This window comes from Streptomyces thermodiastaticus, assembly GCF_014656135.1.
Classification (GTDB): Bacteria; Actinomycetota; Actinomycetes; order Streptomycetales; family Streptomycetaceae; genus Streptomyces; species Streptomyces thermodiastaticus.
The window spans coordinates 39,089-56,346 of sequence record NZ_BNBV01000009.1 but is presented as its reverse complement, the minus strand read 5'-3'; the positions used below and the strand labels follow the sequence as shown (position 1 = coordinate 56,346).

The 17,258-nt window shown below is 73.9% G+C and carries 14 protein-coding genes; 3 read left to right on the top strand and 11 right to left on the bottom strand.

What is annotated here, in order from left to right:
* Positions 1-63 precede the first annotated feature (63 nt).
* The 6 genes from hflX to miaA all read right to left on the bottom strand — a co-directional run bounded on the left by hflX (position 64) and on the right by miaA (position 8,577).
* Entirely contained in the window at positions 64-1,554 is a 1,491-nt protein-coding gene (hflX, locus tag IE286_RS11200; RefSeq protein WP_189796505.1) for a GTPase HflX, read from the bottom strand.
* A 204-nt stretch (positions 1,555-1,758) separates the two neighbouring features.
* On the bottom strand, positions 1,759-3,351 hold the full coding sequence (locus IE286_RS11195; RefSeq protein WP_189796504.1) for a M1 family metallopeptidase: 1,593 nt from the start codon (positions 3,349-3,351) through the stop codon (positions 1,759-1,761).
* A gap of 131 nt (positions 3,352-3,482) precedes the next feature.
* Positions 3,483-5,717, bottom strand: a complete 2,235-nt coding sequence (locus tag IE286_RS11190) for a RelA/SpoT family protein (RefSeq protein WP_189796503.1) — start codon at positions 5,715-5,717, stop codon at positions 3,483-3,485.
* Positions 5,718-5,993: 276 nt separating this feature from the next.
* Positions 5,994-6,863 carry a diaminopimelate epimerase gene (gene dapF / locus IE286_RS11185; RefSeq protein ID WP_189796502.1) on the bottom strand — a complete coding sequence of 290 codons (870 nt, stop codon included), beginning with the start codon at positions 6,861-6,863 and terminating at the stop codon, positions 5,994-5,996.
* 118 nt (positions 6,864-6,981) lie between these two features.
* Positions 6,982-7,530 carry a hypothetical protein gene (locus IE286_RS11180; RefSeq protein ID WP_189796634.1) on the bottom strand — a complete coding sequence of 183 codons (549 nt, stop codon included), beginning with the start codon at positions 7,528-7,530 and terminating at the stop codon, positions 6,982-6,984.
* A gap of 108 nt (positions 7,531-7,638) precedes the next feature.
* Positions 7,639-8,577, bottom strand: coding sequence for a tRNA (adenosine(37)-N6)-dimethylallyltransferase MiaA (gene miaA / locus IE286_RS11175; RefSeq protein WP_189796501.1), 939 nt, complete (start codon positions 8,575-8,577; stop codon positions 7,639-7,641).
* Between the two features lie 510 nt (positions 8,578-9,087).
* On the opposite strand from miaA, the gene IE286_RS11170 reads away from it, so the two are divergent.
* Positions 9,088-9,411, top strand: coding sequence for an antitoxin (locus tag IE286_RS11170; RefSeq protein ID WP_189796500.1), 324 nt, complete (start codon positions 9,088-9,090; stop codon positions 9,409-9,411).
* A 96-nt stretch (positions 9,412-9,507) separates the two neighbouring features.
* Here the strand turns inward: IE286_RS11170 and IE286_RS11165 are convergent, their stop codons facing one another.
* Together IE286_RS11165 and miaB are read right to left on the bottom strand one after the other, a co-directional pair.
* Positions 9,508-10,224 (bottom strand): class III extradiol dioxygenase subunit B-like domain-containing protein, encoded by a 717-nt coding sequence (locus IE286_RS11165; protein ID WP_189796499.1) that lies wholly within the window; start codon positions 10,222-10,224, stop codon positions 9,508-9,510.
* A 32-nt stretch (positions 10,225-10,256) separates the two neighbouring features.
* Entirely contained in the window at positions 10,257-11,774 is a 1,518-nt protein-coding gene (gene miaB / locus IE286_RS11160) for a tRNA (N6-isopentenyl adenosine(37)-C2)-methylthiotransferase MiaB (protein WP_189796498.1), read from the bottom strand.
* A gap of 263 nt (positions 11,775-12,037) precedes the next feature.
* Between miaB and IE286_RS11155 the strand changes: the two genes are divergently transcribed.
* Positions 12,038-13,264: a glycosyltransferase family 87 protein gene (locus tag IE286_RS11155; RefSeq protein WP_189796497.1), complete on the top strand. Its 1,227-nt coding sequence runs from the start codon at positions 12,038-12,040 to the stop codon at positions 13,262-13,264.
* Between the two features lie 18 nt (positions 13,265-13,282).
* Here IE286_RS11155 and IE286_RS11150 read toward each other — a convergent pair whose 3' ends face one another.
* Positions 13,283-13,729 carry a pyrophosphohydrolase domain-containing protein gene (locus IE286_RS11150; protein WP_189796496.1) on the bottom strand — a complete coding sequence of 149 codons (447 nt, stop codon included), beginning with the start codon at positions 13,727-13,729 and terminating at the stop codon, positions 13,283-13,285.
* Positions 13,730-13,813: 84 nt separating this feature from the next.
* Between IE286_RS11150 and IE286_RS11145 the strand changes: the two genes are divergently transcribed.
* The gene (locus tag IE286_RS11145; protein ID WP_189796495.1) at positions 13,814-14,812 is read left to right on the top strand and encodes a TAXI family TRAP transporter solute-binding subunit; all 999 of its coding nucleotides are present in this window, start codon (positions 13,814-13,816) and stop codon (positions 14,810-14,812) included.
* 57 nt (positions 14,813-14,869) lie between these two features.
* On the opposite strand, the gene IE286_RS11140 is transcribed toward IE286_RS11145, so the two are convergent.
* On the bottom strand, positions 14,870-16,285 hold the full coding sequence (locus tag IE286_RS11140; protein WP_189796494.1) for a sensor histidine kinase: 1,416 nt from the start codon (positions 16,283-16,285) through the stop codon (positions 14,870-14,872).
* A gap of 9 nt (positions 16,286-16,294) precedes the next feature.
* Positions 16,295-16,981, bottom strand: a complete 687-nt coding sequence (locus IE286_RS11135; protein WP_189796493.1) for a response regulator transcription factor — start codon at positions 16,979-16,981, stop codon at positions 16,295-16,297.
* Positions 16,982-17,258 lie beyond the last annotated feature (277 nt).

The window sequence follows — 17,258 nt, the reverse complement described above, 5'->3', positions numbered from 1 at the left end:
TTTCCGGGGGCGGGTCCTCGCGTGTGCTCGGTGTGTGTTCGGTGTGCGGGTGTCCGGGCCTGGTCAGAGCGCGGCGGTCGGCGTGTAGGGCGCCAGGTCGGCCGCCAGCTCCTCGTGCACCCGGGCCTTGAGCAGGGTGCCCTCCGCGGTGTGCTCCTCGGAGATCACCTCGCCCTCGGTGTGGACGCGGGCGACCAGCTTGCCGTGGGTGTACGGCACGAGCGCCTCGATCTGCACGGCCGGGCGCGGCAGCTCGGCGTCGACCAGGGCGAGCAGCTCGGCGATGCCCTGTCCGGTGCGGGCGGAGACGGCGATGGACCGCTTCTCGATCCGCAGCAGCCGCTGCAGGGTCAGCGGGTCCGCCAGGTCGGCCTTGTTGATCACGACGATCTCGGGCACGTCACCGGCGCCCACGTCGCGGATCACCTCGCGCACGGCTGCCAGCTGCTCCTCCGGGTCGGGGTGGGAGCCGTCCACCACGTGCAGGATCAGGTCGGCGTCACCGACCTCCTCCATGGTGGAGCGGAAGGCCTCGACCAGGTGGTGCGGCAGGTGCCGGACGAATCCGACGGTGTCCGCCAGCGTGTACAGCCGCCCGCTCGGGGTCTCGGCCCGCCGCACGGTCGGGTCCAGGGTCGCGAACAGGGCGTTCTCGACCAGGACGCCGGCGCCGGTGAGCCGGTTGAGCAGGGAGGACTTGCCGGCGTTGGTGTAACCGGCGATGGCGACGGACGGCACCTTGTTGCGGCGCCGCTCCTGGCGCTTGATCTCGCGGCCGGTCTTCATCTCCGCGATCTCCCGGCGCATCTTCGCCATCTTCTCGCGGATCCGCCGCCGGTCCGTCTCGATCTTGGTCTCACCGGGGCCGCGGGTGGCGAGGCCGCCGCGGCCGCCGCCCATCTGCCGGGACAGCGACTGGCCCCAGCCGCGCAGCCTGGGCAGCATGTACTGCATCTGGGCGAGCGCGACCTGCGCCTTGCCCTCCCGGGACTTCGCGTGCTGGGCGAAGATGTCGAGGATCAGGGCGGTCCGGTCGATCACCTTGACCTTGACGACGTCTTCGAGGTGGATCAGCTGGCCGGGGCTGAGCTCACCGTCGCAGATGACGGTGTCGGCGCCGGTCTCCAGCACGATGTCGCGCAGCTCGTCAGCCTTGCCGGAGCCGATGTAGGTGGCGGCGTCGGGCTTGTCGCGGCGCTGGATCACACCGTCGAGCACGACGGCGCCCGCCGTCTCGGCCAGCGCGGCCAGCTCGGCCAGGGAGTTCTCGGCGTCCCGCACGGTTCCCGAGGTCCACACGCCGACGAGGACGACCCGTTCCAGGCGCAGCCGGCGGTACTCGACCTCGGTGACGTCTTCGAGTTCGGTGGACAGACCGGCGACGCGGCGCAGGGCCGCCCTGTCCGAGCGGTCGAGCTGGTCGCCGTCCCGCTCCGTGTCGATCTCGTAGCTCCAGGCGACGTCCTCTTCCATCAGGGCATCGGCCCGAAGACCTGCGGGATAGCTGTGCGCGAGGCGCTTGGTGGCCTGGGAAGAGGAGGAAGAGGAGGTCATCGGTTCCTTACCGTCGTCGGTGTGCGGCTGCGGCCCGGGGGCCGCGGTGCGGGAGGGCACCGGATGCGGTGACTCCCGTTATAGAAGACAACGCGTGCGCGTACCGGAGGATTCCCGGACGGGCCGCGCCGCCACGACGATGGTCGCACGGCACGGCCCGTCTCGTCACCGGGTTAATCGCCCGTCCCGGCTGTGGCCCGCCGGTCACGGGCGCGAGGTGCGCTCCGTGGGCCCGGTGTGCCCCGCGGCCGTCGCCGGCTTCTCGGCCGGTGTCTGCTTCCAGTCGGGGTGGCCGGGCATCGGGGGTGTCTTCGCCCCGTACAGCCAGTCGTGGAGGAATCCGCTCAGGTCGCGTCCGGCGACCGTGGAGGCCAGGCGCACGAAGTCCGCCGTGCCGGCGGTGGCGTCGCGGTGCTCGCGGACCCAGGCGCGTTCCAGGCGTTCGAAGGCCGGGCGGCCGATCTTCTGGCGCAGGGCGTACAGGACGAGCGCGGCGCCGTCGTAGACGTTGGGGCGGAAGATCCCGACCTTCTTCCCGGGCGCGGGCGGCTTGGGCAGGGCGGGCGGCCCGCCGTCCTGCCGCCAGCGGTCGGAGACGCCGTAGGCGGCCCTCATCCGCTCCTCCAGCGGCTTGTGCGCCTTCTCGTCGGCGTACAGGGCCTCGTACCAGGTGGCGTGTCCTTCGTTGAGCCAGAGGTCGGACCAGGTGCGCGGGGTGACGCTGTCGCCGAACCACTGGTGGGCCAGCTCGTGCACCATGACCGACTCGACGTACCACGCCGGGTAGGCGGGGTTGCCGAACAGGCCCTTCTCGAACAGGGAGAGGGTCTGCGTCTCCAGCTCGAAGCCGGTTCGGGCGGCGGCCGCGACCAGGCCGTAGGTTGCGAAGGGGTAGCGGCCGACCTTGCTCTCCATCCAGGCGATCTGGCCGGGTGTCCGGGCGAGCCAGGGTTCCAGCGTCGTGCGGTCCCCGGCGGGGACGACGTCGCGCAGGGAAAGCCCGTGCGGGCCCGGGCGGTGCAGCACGGCGGAGCGGCCGATGGAGACCTGGGCCAGTTCGGTGGCCATGGGGTGGCGGGTGCGGTAGGTCCAGGTGCGCATCGCGCCGCTGCGGGTCGTCCCGGCGGGCAGGCCGTTGGCCACGGCGGTGTACCCCTGGGGCACCGTGATCCGGAAGGTGAACAGCGCCTTGTCGAAGGGGTGGTCGTTGCACGGGAAGACCGTGTGGGCGGCGTCGGCCTGGTTGGCCAGGGCGAGGCCGTCCTCGGTGCGCACCCAGCCGCCTTCCCGGCCCTTGGCGTCGCGGGGGTCGCTGGTGTGGCGGACGGTGATCCGGGTCCGGTGGCGGGCGGGCAGCGGGGTGCGCGGGGTCACCACGAGGTCCTCGCCGGCCGTGGTGAAGGAGGCCGGCCGGCCGTCGACCGTGACGCTGTCGACCGTGCCGTGGGCGAAGTCCAGGTTCACCCGCTCCAGGGCCTCGGTCGTGCGGGCATCGATCGTGGTCACGGCCCGCAGGGGGGTGCTGTTGTCGCCGGGGTAGGTGAGGGCCAGGTCGTACGACGTCACGTCGTATCCGGGGTTGCCCAGGTACGGGTAGAGGCGGTCGCCGATGCCGAGCGGGGCGGGCGGGGCGCTCGCCCCGAGCAGCGCGGCCGAGACGGCGGTCGCGAGCACGGCCGTGCGCAGGCGGCGCCGCAGCGCGGTCCTGGCGGCCGGAACCGGCGACCGGCGCACGGCCGGGATCGCGGCGGACCTGGGGAACGGTGTGCACCAGGGTTGGTGGAGGCTACGCGGCATGCCCTCACGGCTATCAGCGCGTGACGGCGCCACGACGACGACGCGCGTTCGCCCCACCCGAACGGGTTCCTGGGCGCCCGGCACAGCGCACACATGCTCGATCCGCGCGTGGGTCGTCCGGCTGCGCCGGGTCAGCTCCCGTGCTGCGGTGCGGGTGCCTGGGCGCGGCGCACGTCGTAGACGCCGGGGACGCCGCGCATCGCCCGCATCACGGCGGGCAGCCGGGCGGCGTCGGGGAGTTGGAGTGTGTAGGTGTGGTGGACGCGCTGCTGGGCGGGCGGGGCGACGGTGGCGGAGACGATCTCGACGCCTTCCCGGGCGATCGCCTCGGTGAGGTCGGCGAGCAGCCGCGGCCGGCCGAAGGATTCGGCGAGCAGCCTGACCCGGAACTCGGCGGCGTCGCCCCAGCGCACTGCGGCCTCGGTGCGGCCCGCGGCCTGCATCCGGGCGGCGGTGGGGCACTCGGCGCGGTGCACGGTCACCGCGCCGTTGCGGACCACGAAGGCGGTGATCCGGTCGGGCGGCACGGGTGTGCAGCAGCCGGCGAGCCGGACGGCGGTGTGCGGCCGGTCGACGATGACGGCGTCGGCAGCGGCCGGCCTGCCGTGGTCCCTGCCGTGGGCCGGGGGTGTGCCGGCGGCCCTGGGACGTGCCGGTCGCGCGCCGGGTTTCGCGGCGGCGGCCTTCAGGGGAGTGCCGGGGGTGCGGGCGGCGGCCTTGCTCCGGGGGGTGTCGTCGGCGGCGGCCGGGTGGGCCGCCAGCCACCGCTGGATGGCGATGCGCGCGGTGGGCGTCCGGGCGTGTTCCAGCCAGGCCCGGGAGGGTGCCGCGGCGGGGTCCTGTCCCATGAGCAGCTCGACGGTGTCGCCGTCCCTCAGCACGGTGCCCAGGGCGGCGAGGCGGCCGTTGACGCGGGCGCCGATGGCGGCGTGGGCGTCCTCCCCGTATTGCGCGTAGGCGGCGTCGACGCAGCTGGCGCCCTCCGGCAGGCCGAGCGCTGCTCCGTCGGGCCGGAACACGATGATCTCGCGGTCCTGCGCGAGGTCCTCGCGCAGCGTGGACCAGAAGGTGTCGGGGTCGGGTGCCTCCCGTTGCCAGGCGAGGAGGCGGGAGAGCCAGCCGGGGCGGGTGGGGTCGGCGCGTTCGCCGTCGCCGCCGGGATGCTCCTCCGCACCGGCCGCGTACGGGTTGCCGAGGGCGACGACGCCCGCCTCGGCGACCTTGTGCATCCGGTGGGTGCGGATGAGGACTTCGACGACCTGGACGTCGGTGGCGGCATCCCCGCTCGCCCCGTCCCGTGCCCGGGGGTGGGCGACGGCGGTGTGCAGCGACTGGTAGAGGTTGAACTTGGGGACGGCGATGAAGTCCTTGAACTCGGAGACGACCGGGGTCATGCAGGTGTGCAGTTCCCCGAGCACCGCGTAGCAGTCGGCGTCCTCGTTCACCAGCACCAGCAGCCGGCCGAAGTCGCAGCCGCGCAGCCGGCCGCGTTTGCGGGCGACGCGGTGCACGGACAGCACATGGCGGGGCCGTACCAGCACCTCGGCGGCGATGTCCGCCTCGCGCAGCACCTGGCGGACCTGTTCGGCGACCTCGGCGAGCGGGTCGTCCGGGCGGGCGGCGTTCTCGGCGATCAGCTCGCGGGTGCGGGCGTACTCCTCGGGGTGCAGGACCGCGAAGACCAGGTCCTCCAGCTCGGTCTTGAGCGCCTGCACGCCGAGCCGTTCGGCGAGCGGGACGAGGACGTCCCGGGTGACCCTGGCGATGCGGGCCTGTTTCTCCGGGCGCATCACGCCGAGGGTGCGCATGTTGTGCAGCCGGTCGGCGAGTTTGATCGACATCACCCGGACGTCGTTGCCGGTGGCGACGAGCATCTTGCGGAAGGTCTCGGGCTCGGCGGCGGCGCCGTAGTCGACCTTCTCCAGTTTGGTGACGCCGTCGACGAGGTAGCGCACCTCCGCGCCGAACTCCTCGCCGACCTGGTCGAGCGTCACCTCGGTGTCCTCGACGGTGTCGTGCAGCAAGGACGCCGTCAGGGTCGTGGTCTCGGCGCCGAGTTCGGCCAGGATCAGGGTGACGGCCAGGGGGTGCGTGATGTACGGCTCGCCGCTTTTGCGTTTCTGCCCGCGGTGCGAGGACTCGGCCAGCACATAGGCGCGGCGCAGCGGTTCGAGGTCGGCGTCGGGGAAGTGGGCGCGGTGGGCCTCGACGACGTGCCCGATGGCGTCGGGCAGCCGGTCGCGGGAGGTGGGGCCGAGCAGTGCTGCCCGGCCGAGGCGGCGCAGGTCGAGCCGTGGGCGGGTCCTCCTGCGGGGCGCCGCCGCCACCGGACCGGGGGGCGTGGGGTTCGTGGCATCCGCACTCATGGGCACCTCCGGCTGCGTGGACCGGCGACCGGGCGCCCCAGGCGGTACGGGGCACAGGGGTCGGCTGCGGGTCCCCCCGTCCGGGCCGGTGCTTGATGCTATCGAGCCCGGCACGGCCGTCCGGCCGCCTCCCGGAGACCGTGAACCGGATCACCCGTTCGAGCGATGACCGGTCACGTGCACGAGGTGCGCGGTGCCTGACGGCCGGTCATTCCCGTGCGCACGCACGGCTGTTGCGCCAGTGACGTCCGGCACCGGTCCTCCGTGTGCCCGGTGTCAGCGGACGACGTCGTCCAGCCAGGCCGGGTCGAACTCGCCCTCGGCGACGATCACCGCGGGGCCGGTCATCTCGATCTCGCCGTCCGGGCGTTCGGTGATCACCAACCGTCCGCCGGGCACGTCCACCGTGTACGTCACCGGGGTGCCGGTGACGGCCGGGTCGGCGCCGTCGCGCCGGGCGGCGGCCACGGCCACCGCGCACGCGCCGGTGCCGCAGGAGCGGGTCTCGCCGGAGCCGCGTTCGTGGACGCGCATCGCGACGTGCCGGGGGCCGCGGTCGACCACGAACTCGACGTTCACGCCCTCCGGGTAGGCGGAGGCCGGACTGTACTCGGGCGGGGTGGCCAGGTCGCCGGCGTGCGCCAGGTCCTCGACGAAGGCGACCGCGTGCGGGTTGCCCATGTCGACGTCGCGCGCCGGCCAGCTGCGCTCGCCCACGCGCACCGTGACCTCTTGCTCGGGCAGCCGGGCCCTGCCCATGCCGACGGTGATGTCGCCGTCCTTGGCGAGGTGCACGGTCTTCACGCCGCCGCGCGTGGCAATCGCGAGGTCGCCCGCCGTCGCGTGCCCGGCGCGCTGGAGGTAACGGGCGAAGACCCGCACGCCGTTGCCGCACATCTCCGCGACCGAGCCGTCGCTGTTGCGGTAGTCCATGAACCACTCGGCCTGCGCCGCCATGTCGCGCGCCTCGGGGTGCGCGGCGGAGCGCACCACGTGCAGCACGCCGTCACCGCCGATGCCGGCCCGCCGGTCGCACAGGGCCGCGACGGCGGCCGGGCTCAGGTCGACGGCGTTGTCCGGGTCGGGGACGATCACGAAGTCGTTCTCCGTGCCGTGCCCCTTGAGGAAGGCGATGCGGCTGCTCATGCCTCGATCGTACGGGTCGCGGCGACGCCCCGCGTCCGCCGGTCCGCCCTCCGGGACGTCCGCCCCTGGGACGTCCGCCCCCCTGGGACGGCGGTGCCGGCGCTGCCGGGCGTGTGGGTCAGCCGCGCAGCCGGGCGACCCGCCACACCGCCAGCGCCACGACGACGGCGGCGAGCAGGACGTAGGCGCCGATCGCCCGCCAGTCGGGGCGGCGGCCGGTGCCGCGCGGCGCGAGGCCGGGCCAGGTGTATCCCACGCGGCGGGCGGCCATCATGCCCCAGCCGGCCGCGCAGGAGCAGATCAGCAGCCCCAGCATGGCGATCACCGCGCCGCTGTCGCCGTCGAAGGCCAGCGGGAAGGCGAACATCAGCGAGCCGGCGGCGGCCAGGCCCACGATGGGGGCGAGCTGCCAGATGCGCAGCCGGCGCTGCGGGCGCAGCTCGACCTCGACCTCGGGTTCGTGGTAGGCGCCGTCGGGCTCCGGGCCGTCGGCGGTCACGCCGTTCTGCGGGTCGTCGTCCGGGCCGTCGGAGGTCAGCGAGTCCTCGAAATCCGGCACGTCGCCGGCGCCGAGCGGGGCCTCGTCCGGCTCCCGGCCGGCCTGCCGCAGGCCGGTGCGTTCGATGCCCTGTGCGCCGTGTGCGGTGTCGCGAGGGCCGGCCTCCATCGCCACGCGCCCTCCCAACTAGGACTCCACTTGGTCGATCGAAGCTCGATGATGGCACGGCCCCGCAGGCGCCGATGACGGCCTGGGCGTCCCGATGCCATCACGTGATCAGGCTGTTACCGGTCGTTCCACCAACGACAGAGCCAGGCGCGGAAGTTCCGCCCGGTCCGCGGCCGCTCCGCTGAGCCAGTGCACGCGCCGGTCGCGCCGGAACCAGGAGTCCTGACGGCGTGCGAAACGCTTGGTGGCGCGCACGGTCTCGGCGCGCGCCTCCTCCAGGGTGCACTCCCCCGCGAGCGCCGCGAGCACCTGCTGGTACCCGAGCGCGCGCGAGGCCGTGCGCCCCTCGCGCAGGCCCTGCGCCTCCAGGGCGCGCACCTCGTCCACGAGCCCGGCCTCCCACATGCGGTCCACCCGGCGCGCGATGCGCTCGTCCAGCTCGGGGCGGGAGACGTCCACGCCGATCTGCACGGTGTCGTAGAAGGAGTTGTGCCCGGGAAGGGTGGCCGTGAAGGGGCGGCCGGTGATCTCGATCACTTCCAGGGCCCGGACGATGCGGCGGCCGTTGCTGGGCAGGATGGCCTGCGCCGCTTCCGGGTCGGCGGCGGCCAGGCGGGCGTGCAGCACGCCGGAGCCGTGCCGGGCCAGCTCCTCCTCCAGCCGGGCCCGCACCTCGGGGTCGGTGCCGGGAAACTCCAGGTTGTCGACGGCGCCGCGCACGTACAGACCGGAGCCGCCGACCAGGATCGGCCAGCGCCCCTCGGCGAGCAGGGCGTCGATCCGCTGCCGGGCGAGCCGCTGGTACTCGGCCACGGACGCGGTCTCGGTCACCTCCCAGATGTCCAGCAGGTGGTGCGGGACGCCGCCGCGCTCCTCGGGCGTCAGCTTCGCGGTGCCGATGTCCATCCCCCGGTAGAGCTGCATGGAGTCGGCGTTGACGACTTCGCCGCCGAGCTTCTGGGCCAGGAAGACGCCCAGATCGGACTTTCCGGCCGCGGTGGGGCCGACGACGGCGATGACGCGGGGAGTGGGAGGTGCGCTGCTCACCGCACCAGTTTCGCAAACCTCACAGGGCGCCCCGAACGAGTGAGGTGACGGCGCTGTCGCGGGGGCGCTCTCGCGGCACGGGGTCGCGCAGCCGTGACCGGCCGGGTGACGGCTCGGACACCGCGCGCACGGACACGGAGCGGACACACGGGGTCACGCGGAATGCTGCCCGCACGAGTACTGTATGGAGATGATATGGGCGTTTTTGCACGGCTTTCCCGGAGGTCGCTTTCCCGGAGGCCGCAGGTGGCGAAGGCCCCGGCCCTCGAGAAGCCGGCCGGCGCGGCGGCATCCGGCTCCGGGCGGCGGCGCGACGACCGCGGCCGGGCATCGACCGGAGCGGCTGGAGCGGACGGCGACGGGCCGGAGACGGAGCCGGCGGTGGCAGCACCGGCCGGTGACGACGGGGGAGCGGTCCGGCCGTCCCGGCGTCCCCCGGCAGCAGCCGGCCGCCGGGAATCCGGCCGGCGAGGGCGCCCTACGTGACGGTCCCGCCAGGGAAGGTGAACCATGGGTCTGCTGGACAACGTGAAGGCCAAGCTCGGCCCGGCCAAGGAGAAGGTGTCGGACCTCGCGCAGCGGCACGGGGGTTCGATCGAGCACGGCTTGGACAAGGCCGCGAGGATGGTCGACGAAAAGACCAAGGGCAAGTACAGCGACAGGATCCACGCGGGCACGGGCAAGGCGAAGGAGGCCGTGGAGCGGCTCGCCCACCGCGGCGGGACGGGCCCGGGCACCGGCACGACGCCGGACAGCGGCACGGGCACGGAGCCGGGCGGCACCCGGACCCAGACCCCGCCCGAACCGCCCCAGGGGCCGCCGTCCATGTCGTGACCGGCGGCACGACGGCGTGGAGGCACGACGAGCAAGAGGAAACGGCCGGGAGCGTCTCTCCCGGCCGTTCCGCCGTGTCGTGCCGCCTGCGCCGGGTCAGGACCAGGTGGCGACCAGGTAGCCGACGCCGTACGGAGCCTCGTCGTAGTGCAGGGTGCCGGTGAGGCCGGCGCCCTCGGCGGCGCCCGCGAGGACCTGCCAGCAGGCGCGGCCGGAGGCCTTCAGCTCGCGGGCGAGCTCCGGGTCGAGGGCGGCGAGCGCCGCGGTGTCGGCCGCGCCGAGCGCCCGGGCGACCTCGGCGTCGAAGGGTTCGGCCCGCGGGTCCAGGTAGCCGGGCGCCTTGACCGACCGGCAGGCGCTGGCGTCGCCCATGACCAGCAGCGCCGTCCGCCCGGGGGCCGCGGCCAGCTCCCGGCCCGCGGCCAGGCACCGCTCGGGTGCCTGCGTCTCGTCCACGCCCAGCGCCTCGACGGGGGCGTCGGTCCAGTCGCTGTGCTCCAGCAGCCAGGCCGCGACCGCGAGCGAGGGCGGCAGCGTCCGCGCGGCGGCCTGCGGGGTACCGCCCCGGCCGAGCCGGACCTCGAGATCCACGCCGAAACCGCGGAAGGAACCGCGGGCGCCCTCCGGCCGGGGCCCGGCCCCGGGCCCGTCGGCGACTCCGACGACCACCAGCCGGTCCGGGCGGGCGGCCGCGAGCACGCCCAGCGCGTCCGCGCACGCCTTCCGGGCCGCGTCCAGTTCGGGCGCGGCACCCGCGGCGACGGCGGGCACGAGCAGCGGCGGGCAGGGGCAGACTGCGGCAGCGACAAGCATGATCGGCAGCGTAACGCAGCCGCGGCCCCGGCTCAGTCGCAGCCGCAGCCGCTCGCGACGACGGGCAGCGGCTCGGGGACGCCGACCTTGGGCAGGCCCAGCATGACACCGGCGGGCTTGGCGGTATCGGCGGCGTTGCGCTTCTCCCAGGCGTCGCCCGCGCGGGTACGGCGCACGTCGAGGACCGGGCCCTCGGCGAGCAGGTGGTGCGGGGCGGCGTAGGTGACCTCGACGGTGACCACGTCGCCGGGACGCACCTGCTGGTCCGGCTTGGTGAAGTGGACCAGACGGTTGTCGGGGGCGCGTCCGGACAGACGGTGGGTGGTGTCGTCCTTGCGGCCCTCGCCCTCGGCGACCATCAGCTCCAGCGTCCGGCCGACCTGCTTCTTGTTCTCCTCCCAGGAGATCTGCTCCTGCAGGGCGACCAGCCGCTCGTAGCGCTCCTGGACGACCTCCTTGGGGACCTGGTTGTCCATCTCGGCGGCCGGGGTGCCCGGGCGCTTGGAGTACTGGAAGGTGAAGGCCTGCGCGAACCGGGCCTCGCGCACCACGTGCAGCGTCTGCTCGAAGTCCTCGTCGGTCTCGCCGGGGAAGCCCACGATGATGTCGGTGGTGATCGCGGCGTCCGGGATGGCCGCCCGGACCTTCTCGATGATCCCCAGGTAGCGCTCCTGACGGTAGGAGCGGCGCATCGCCCTGAGGACCGCGTCCGAGCCGGACTGCAGCGGCATGTGCAGCTGCGGCATGACGTTCGGGGTCTCGGCCATCGCGGCGATCACGTCGTCGGTGAAGTCGCGCGGGTGCGGGGAGGTGAACCGGACCCGCTCCAGACCGTCGATCTTTCCGCAGGCCCGCAGCAGCTTGCTGAACGCCTCGCGGTCGCCGATGTCGGAGCCGTAGGCGTTGACGTTCTGCCCGAGCAGGGTGATCTCACAGACGCCCTCGGCGACCAGGGCCTCGACCTCGGCCAGGATGTCGCCGGGCCGGCGGTCCTTCTCCTTGCCGCGCAACGCCGGCACGATGCAGAAGGTGCAGGTGTTGTTGCAGCCGACCGAGATGGACACCCAGGCGGCGTAGGCGCTCTCGCGGCGCGTCGGCAGCGTCGAGGGGAACGCCTCCAGCGACTCGGCGATCTCGACCTGGGCCTCCTGCTGGACGCGGGCACGCTCCAGCAGCACGGGCAGCTTGCCGATGTTGTGCGTACCGAAGACGACGTCCACCCAGGGCGCCTTCTTCACGATGGTGTCCCGGTCCTTCTGCGCCAGACAGCCGCCGACCGCGATCTGCATCCCGGGGCGCTTGGCCTTCTTCGGCGCGAGGTGACCGAGGTTGCCGTAGAGCCGGTTGTCCGCGTTCTCGCGGACGGCACAGGTGTTGAACACGACGACGTCGGCCTCGCCGTCCGCGCCCTCCGGGGCCCGTACGTATCCGGCCTCCTCGAGCAGCCCGGCCAGCCGCTCGGAGTCGTGGACGTTCATCTGGCACCCGTAGGTGCGGATCTCATAGGTGCGAGTGACGCCCACTTCTTGGCTCCGGTCGATGCTGCTCATGCCACAAGGGTAGGCGTTCGCGGAAGTGCTCCCGGACGGAAGGCGGCGGGCGGCGGGAGACCGGCCCGCACACCGCCTTCCGTCACCCTCTCGAGGGTGGCCGCACCACCGGCCGACGGGCTGACGGCTTGACGGCTCCGGTCGTCGCGACACGGCCCGTCGGTGGCCCCGGTGGACACCCGAACGTCCCCAGAATGGGGCGAAGGGAGCGAAACATCCTGGTGTTCCCCGTCGCGTCGGCGCCTTCCGGACAGGTACGTGTGATGCAGCTTCGTGAAGCCCTCGGCCCCTCGGCGCGGCAGGAGCGCCCGGACGGCGCCCTGCGCGCGTGGCTGCTGCACCCGGCCGGTGCGGTTCCGGTGGCCGTCCTCGCCGTGGTCCTGCTGGCGCGCGTCGCGCATGTGGCGGCCGTCTCGGCGCAGGGAGGCATGGACAACGCCTTCGTCGTGCACGCCGGGCGCGTCTGGCTCGACGGCGGCGCCCCGTACGCCGACCGGCGCTTTCTGTATCTGCCGAGCGCCGTGCTGTTCGCCGCCGGGCAGGCGGTGCTGCCGGCGCCGGTGCTGAGGGTGGGCGCGCCGGTGGTGTGCGTGGGGCTGGTCGCGGGCGGCTGGTGGTGCGCGCTGCGGTTGTTCCGGGTGCCGGCGCGCAGCCGGTTCGCGGTGCTCGGCCTGCTCGGCCTGGTGCTGTGCTGGGCGCCGGCCGGGGACCTGATGGAGCTGGGGAACTGGACCGCGGCCGGTGTCGCCGCGCTGCCCGGGGCGTTGATGCTGGCGGACCGCGGGAGGTGGGCGGCGGCCGGGGTGGTGCTCGGGGTGTCCGTGGCGGTCAAGCCGCTGCTGGCGCCGGTCGTCCTCCTGCTGGTGATGGCCCGGCGGTGGCGGGCGCTGGCCTGGGCCGTGGCGGTGCCGTCGGTGCTGTGTGCGGGCGCGGCGCTGGTGATGCCGGACCCGGGCGGGTTCTTCACCCGCACGCTGCCCTTCCTGCTGCGGGGCGGGGACGCGCTGATGCGGCCGTTCGACTGCTCGCTGCCGGCGGTGCTGCCCCGGCTCGGGGTGCCGCAGGTCGCGGCGATGGCAGTGGCGCCGGCCGCGGCGGCGGCCGGGGTGGTGTGCGCGTGGCGGCGCTGGCGGCGGGCGGACGACGGGCCCGGGCGGCTCGCCGAGACCGCGGCGATGCTGATGCTGGCCTCGTACCTGGTGTCCCGGCCCGCCTACGAGCACTATCTCGTCGTCGTGGTGCCGCTGCTGGCCGCCGGGGTGCTGCGGGCCGAGGCGGCGGCGCGCGCACCGTGGTTCTGGGCCGCGCTCGTGCCGCAGGTGCCGGGCCTGGCTGTTCCCCTGCTGGACGTCTCGACGCGGCGGGCGTTCAAGGACGCGGTCACGCTGTGCGGTCTGGCGCTGGTGCTGGCCTTGCACTGTGTGCGGGCGCCGTCGCCGCCGGGGCGGCAGGGGGACCCGGCGGCCGAGCTGCCCGCCCCGGTGCCCTGAGCGGGCCCGGCTGCCGGGTCAGGCGCCGTCCGCGGCGCCGGACTCCCCCGCACCGGCGGCCGCGGGGGCGCCGTCGGGCACCCAGCCCTGCCGGCGCAGCACGGCGCCGACGTCCGGCGCCCGGTAGTGCTCCCCCTTGAGCACCTTGCCGTCGGCGCGGCGCGCGACCTGGCCGTCGGGGCCGAGCTTGCTCATGTTGGCGCGGTGGATCTCCGCGATCACCTCGTCCAGGTCGATGCCGTGGACCAGGGCGGTGCCGTAGGCGACGTAGACCACGTCGGCCAGTTCGTGGGCCAGCCGGTCCAGCGGGCCGGTGGCGACCTGGGCGGCCTCGGCCGCCTCCTCGGCGAGCAGCTCGCCCCGGTGCGCGGCGAGCTGCGGCGGCACCTGCTGCGGTGTGGTGCGCACGTCGAGCCCGAAGGCCTGGTGGAACTCACGGACGTAGTCGGCGGGCGAGGCACTCATGGCGCGATCGTAGCCGCGGCCCGCCGCCGGGACGTCCGTGCGCACCCTGGTCAGCGGACGTGTGCGGCTGGCAGGATCGCGCGCATGTCCACGGTGTTCCGTTCGATCGGCCGCCGCCGCGGGGTGCAGGCCGCGGCGGCGGGTGCCGTGGTCCTCGGGCTGCTGCTGTGGTGGCTGCTGCCGCTGGGCGAGGAGCCGCCCGGCGGGACGATCACGCTCAGCACCGGCACCCGGCGCGGTGTGTACCAGGAGTACGGGGAGCGGCTGCGCACCGCGTTCGCCAAGAACATGCCGGGGCTGACGGTGCGGCTGCTGACCAGTGACGGCTCGCAGGAGAACGTGGAGCGGGTGGCGACCGGCAAGGCCGACTTCGCCATCACGGCGGCCGACGCGGTGGAGACCTACGAGCTGGAGCACGGTCCGGGCGCGGACACGTTGCGCGGCGTCGCCCGCCTGTACGACGACTACATGCACCTCGTCGTCCCGCGCAACTCCCCCGTCCGCTCGCTCGCCGATCTGCGGGGCAAGCGGGTGGTGGTGGGGCCGCCGGAGTCGGGGGTGCGGCTGATCGCGGAACGGCTGCTGCGCGTGTCCGGGATCGACCCGGACCGGGACATCGTGCCGCTGGCGGACGGCATCGACACCGGGCCGAGCCGGCTGCGGCGGGGCGAGGCCGATGCCTTGTTCTGGTCGGGCGGGCTGCCGACGGACGGACTGACGCAGCTGGCGAAGAAGTTCGCGTACCGGTTCGTCCCCATCGAGGGTGACGTGGTGGCCCGGCTGCACGCGCAGGGCGGCGCGACGCGCTACTACCGCGCCACCAACATGCCGGAGTCGGCGTATCCGACGATCCAGCAGGGCGCGACGGTGCCGACCATCGCCGTGTCCAACATCCTGATCACCCGCGCGGACATGGACGAGCGGCTCACCGAGTGGGTGACCCGCACCGTGATCGACAGCCGTGACCGCATCGGAGCGCATGTGCACTCCGCCCAGCTGGTCGATCTGCGCACCGCGATCTACACCGACCCGCTGGTGCTGCACGAGGGGGCGCGCCGGTACTACCGGTCCGTCAAGCCGTGAGGGCCCCGGGTCCCCGGTCACGGACACGGCCTCGGGTTCCCGGCCCCGTCAGCGGCTTCAGGTTCCCGGCTCCGTGCGCGGCACCGTCACCGTGACCTTCAGGCCGTGCGGCTCCTGCGCACGGTGGTGGGCGAAGGTGATGCTGCCGCCGCCCGCGGCCAGCAGGGCCCGGCAGATGGACAGGCCCAGGCCGGATCCCTTGACGTTCTGGTGGCGGCTGCTGCGCCAGAAGCGGTCGCCGATCCGGGCGAGTTCCTCGTCGGTGAGGCCGGGGCCGTGGTCGGCGACGACGACGGTCGACCGGTTGCCGCTGCCGTTGACCGTCACCTCGACGCGCTCTCCGCGCGGGGTGAACTTCACCGCGTTGTCGATCACCGCGTCCAGCGCGGAGGACAGTGCCACCGGGTCGGCCCAGGCCGTGGTGGCCGGGCAGCTGCCCATGAGGCGTACGCCCTTGGCCTCGGCGGCGGGCGTCCAGGCCGCCACCCGTTCCGCGGTCAGCTCACCGATGTCGATGAGCTGCAGGTCGGCCTCCGCGTGCTCGGCGAGCGCCAGGTCCAGCAGATCGTCCAGGACCTGGGCCAGGCGCTTGCCCTCGGCGCGCACCGAGTCGATCTCCTCGTGGCCCTCGGGCAGGTCGAGCGCGAGCAGGTCGATGCGCAGCAGCAGCGCGGCGAGCGGGTTGCGCAGCTGGTGCGAGGCGTCGGCGACGAAGGCGCGCTGCTGCTCCAGCACGTTCTCGACGTTGTCCGCCATCTCGTTGAAGGAGCGGGCCAGCCGCCGCAGTTCCGGCGGGCCGCCGGCCTCCGCCACGCGGGACTTGAGCCGGCCGGTGGCGATGTCGTGGGTGGTGGCGTCGAGCACGCGCACGGGGCGCAGCACCCAGCCGGTCAGGCGCATGGCGGCGCCGACGGCGACCAGCATCGCCACCGTCTCGCCCAGGCCCAGGATCAGCCAGCCGTGCAGAATGCGGGCGCGCATCTGCCCGGTGGGCGAGTCGGTGACGACGACCGCGGCCACGTCGCCGTCCCGGATGACGGGCGAGGCGACGACGAGCCGTCCGCGCTGCCAGGGCCAGACCTGGCTGGGGTCGTGGCTGCGCCGGCTGAGCAGCGCCTCGTCGAAGGCGGCGCGCACCTCGCCCTCGGCGGGCAGGGCCCAGTCGTCCGGGGCGTTGGCCATGGGCGCGCCGGAGCGGTAGAAGACCCCGGCGCGGATGCCGTAGACGTCGTGGTAGCTGGCGAGTTCGCGCCGGAGGGTCTCCAGGCGTTCGTCGGGGACCGTCTGCCGGGAGCCGGTGGGGCGGTCGGTGACGAACTGGGCGAGCGCGGCGAAGCGTGCCGTGTCGTCGATCCGGTCGACGACGACCCGCTGCTGCTGGGCGGATGCCATGCTGAGGGCCAGCGGGACGCCGAGGGCCAGGAGCACCGCCGCCATCAGCACGATGAGCAGCGGCAGCAGGCGTGCGCGCACGCCTGCCCGCTAGGCGGCCGGCGCGACGAGGCGGTAGCCGACGCCGCGGACGGTCTCGATCAGGGCCGGCACGCGCAGTTTGGAGCGCAGGGAGGCGACGTGCACCTCCAGTGTGCGGCCGGTGCCCTCCCAGCTGGTGTGCCACACCTCGCTGATGATCTGCTCCCGGCGGAAGACCACGCCCGGACGCTGGGCCAGCAGTGCGAGCAGGTCGAACTCCTTGCGGGTGAGCTGGACGACGGTGCCGTCCACGCTGACGTGCCGGGTGGGCAGTTCGATGCGGACCGGGCCGAAGCGCAGTGTGCTCTGCGCGCCCCCGCCGGTGTCCTCGTGGGCGGTGCGGCGGCTGACGGCGTGGATGCGGGCGAGCAGCTCCCCGGTGTCGTAGGGCTTGACGACGTAGTCGTCGGCGCCGAGATTGAGGCCGTGGATGCGCGAGCGCACATCGGAACGGGCGGTGACCATGATCACCGGGGTGCTGGTGCGCTTGCGTATCTTGCCGCAGACCTCGTAGCCGTCCTGGTCGGGCAGGCCGAGGTCGAGCAGGATCACCCCGAAGGGAGCCCCGGCCGGGACGAGTGCCTGCAGGGCCTCCTGGCCGCTGCGGGCGTGCGTGACGTCGAAACCATGCCGGGTCAGGACCGCGGACAGGGCGGCCGCGACGCGGTCGTCGTCCTCGACGAGCAGCAGTCTCACTCCGACCCCCTTCAGTTCACCCGTCGTTCCCCTACGACGTGCATGGTGCGAAAGCGCAGGAAGCGCGCAGGGCGCGTACACCGGGCATGCGCGCACCCACCCTGGCAGTCACGCCGATGGACGAGCACCGCGTCAAGAGGCTTCCGGGGGCGCACTTCCGGTCGTTATCCAGCCGGTACGCGCCCCGCGCGGAGACATGACCCGACGTGTCCGCCCGCTACCGGATCGTGATGCTCAGATCTTTCTCAGATGTGGTGACGCAGGTCGCGCGGCTGGC

What these genes read in the sequence shown, in the direction of transcription:
- miaB (WP_189796498.1), bottom strand. Translation starts at nt 11,774, where the DNA reads ATGAGCAGCATCGACCGGAGCCAAGAAGTGGGCGTCACTCGCACCTAT.
- hflX (WP_189796505.1), bottom strand. Translation starts at nt 1,554, where the DNA reads ATGACCTCCTCTTCCTCCTCTTCCCAGGCCACCAAGCGCCTCGCGCAC.
- IE286_RS11190 (WP_189796503.1), bottom strand. Translation starts at nt 5,717, where the DNA reads ATGAGTGCGGATGCCACGAACCCCACGCCCCCCGGTCCGGTGGCGGCG.
- IE286_RS11155 (WP_189796497.1), top strand. Translation starts at nt 12,038, where the DNA reads ATGCAGCTTCGTGAAGCCCTCGGCCCCTCGGCGCGGCAGGAGCGCCCG.
- IE286_RS11145 (WP_189796495.1), top strand. Translation starts at nt 13,814, where the DNA reads ATGTCCACGGTGTTCCGTTCGATCGGCCGCCGCCGCGGGGTGCAGGCC.
- IE286_RS11180 (WP_189796634.1), bottom strand. Translation starts at nt 7,530, where the DNA reads ATGGAGGCCGGCCCTCGCGACACCGCACACGGCGCACAGGGCATCGAA.
- IE286_RS11170 (WP_189796500.1), top strand. Translation starts at nt 9,088, where the DNA reads ATGGGTCTGCTGGACAACGTGAAGGCCAAGCTCGGCCCGGCCAAGGAG.
- dapF (WP_189796502.1), bottom strand. Translation starts at nt 6,863, where the DNA reads ATGAGCAGCCGCATCGCCTTCCTCAAGGGGCACGGCACGGAGAACGAC.
- IE286_RS11150 (WP_189796496.1), bottom strand. Translation starts at nt 13,729, where the DNA reads ATGAGTGCCTCGCCCGCCGACTACGTCCGTGAGTTCCACCAGGCCTTC.
- IE286_RS11195 (WP_189796504.1), bottom strand. Translation starts at nt 3,351, where the DNA reads ATGCCGCGTAGCCTCCACCAACCCTGGTGCACACCGTTCCCCAGGTCC.
- IE286_RS11165 (WP_189796499.1), bottom strand. Translation starts at nt 10,224, where the DNA reads ATGCTTGTCGCTGCCGCAGTCTGCCCCTGCCCGCCGCTGCTCGTGCCC.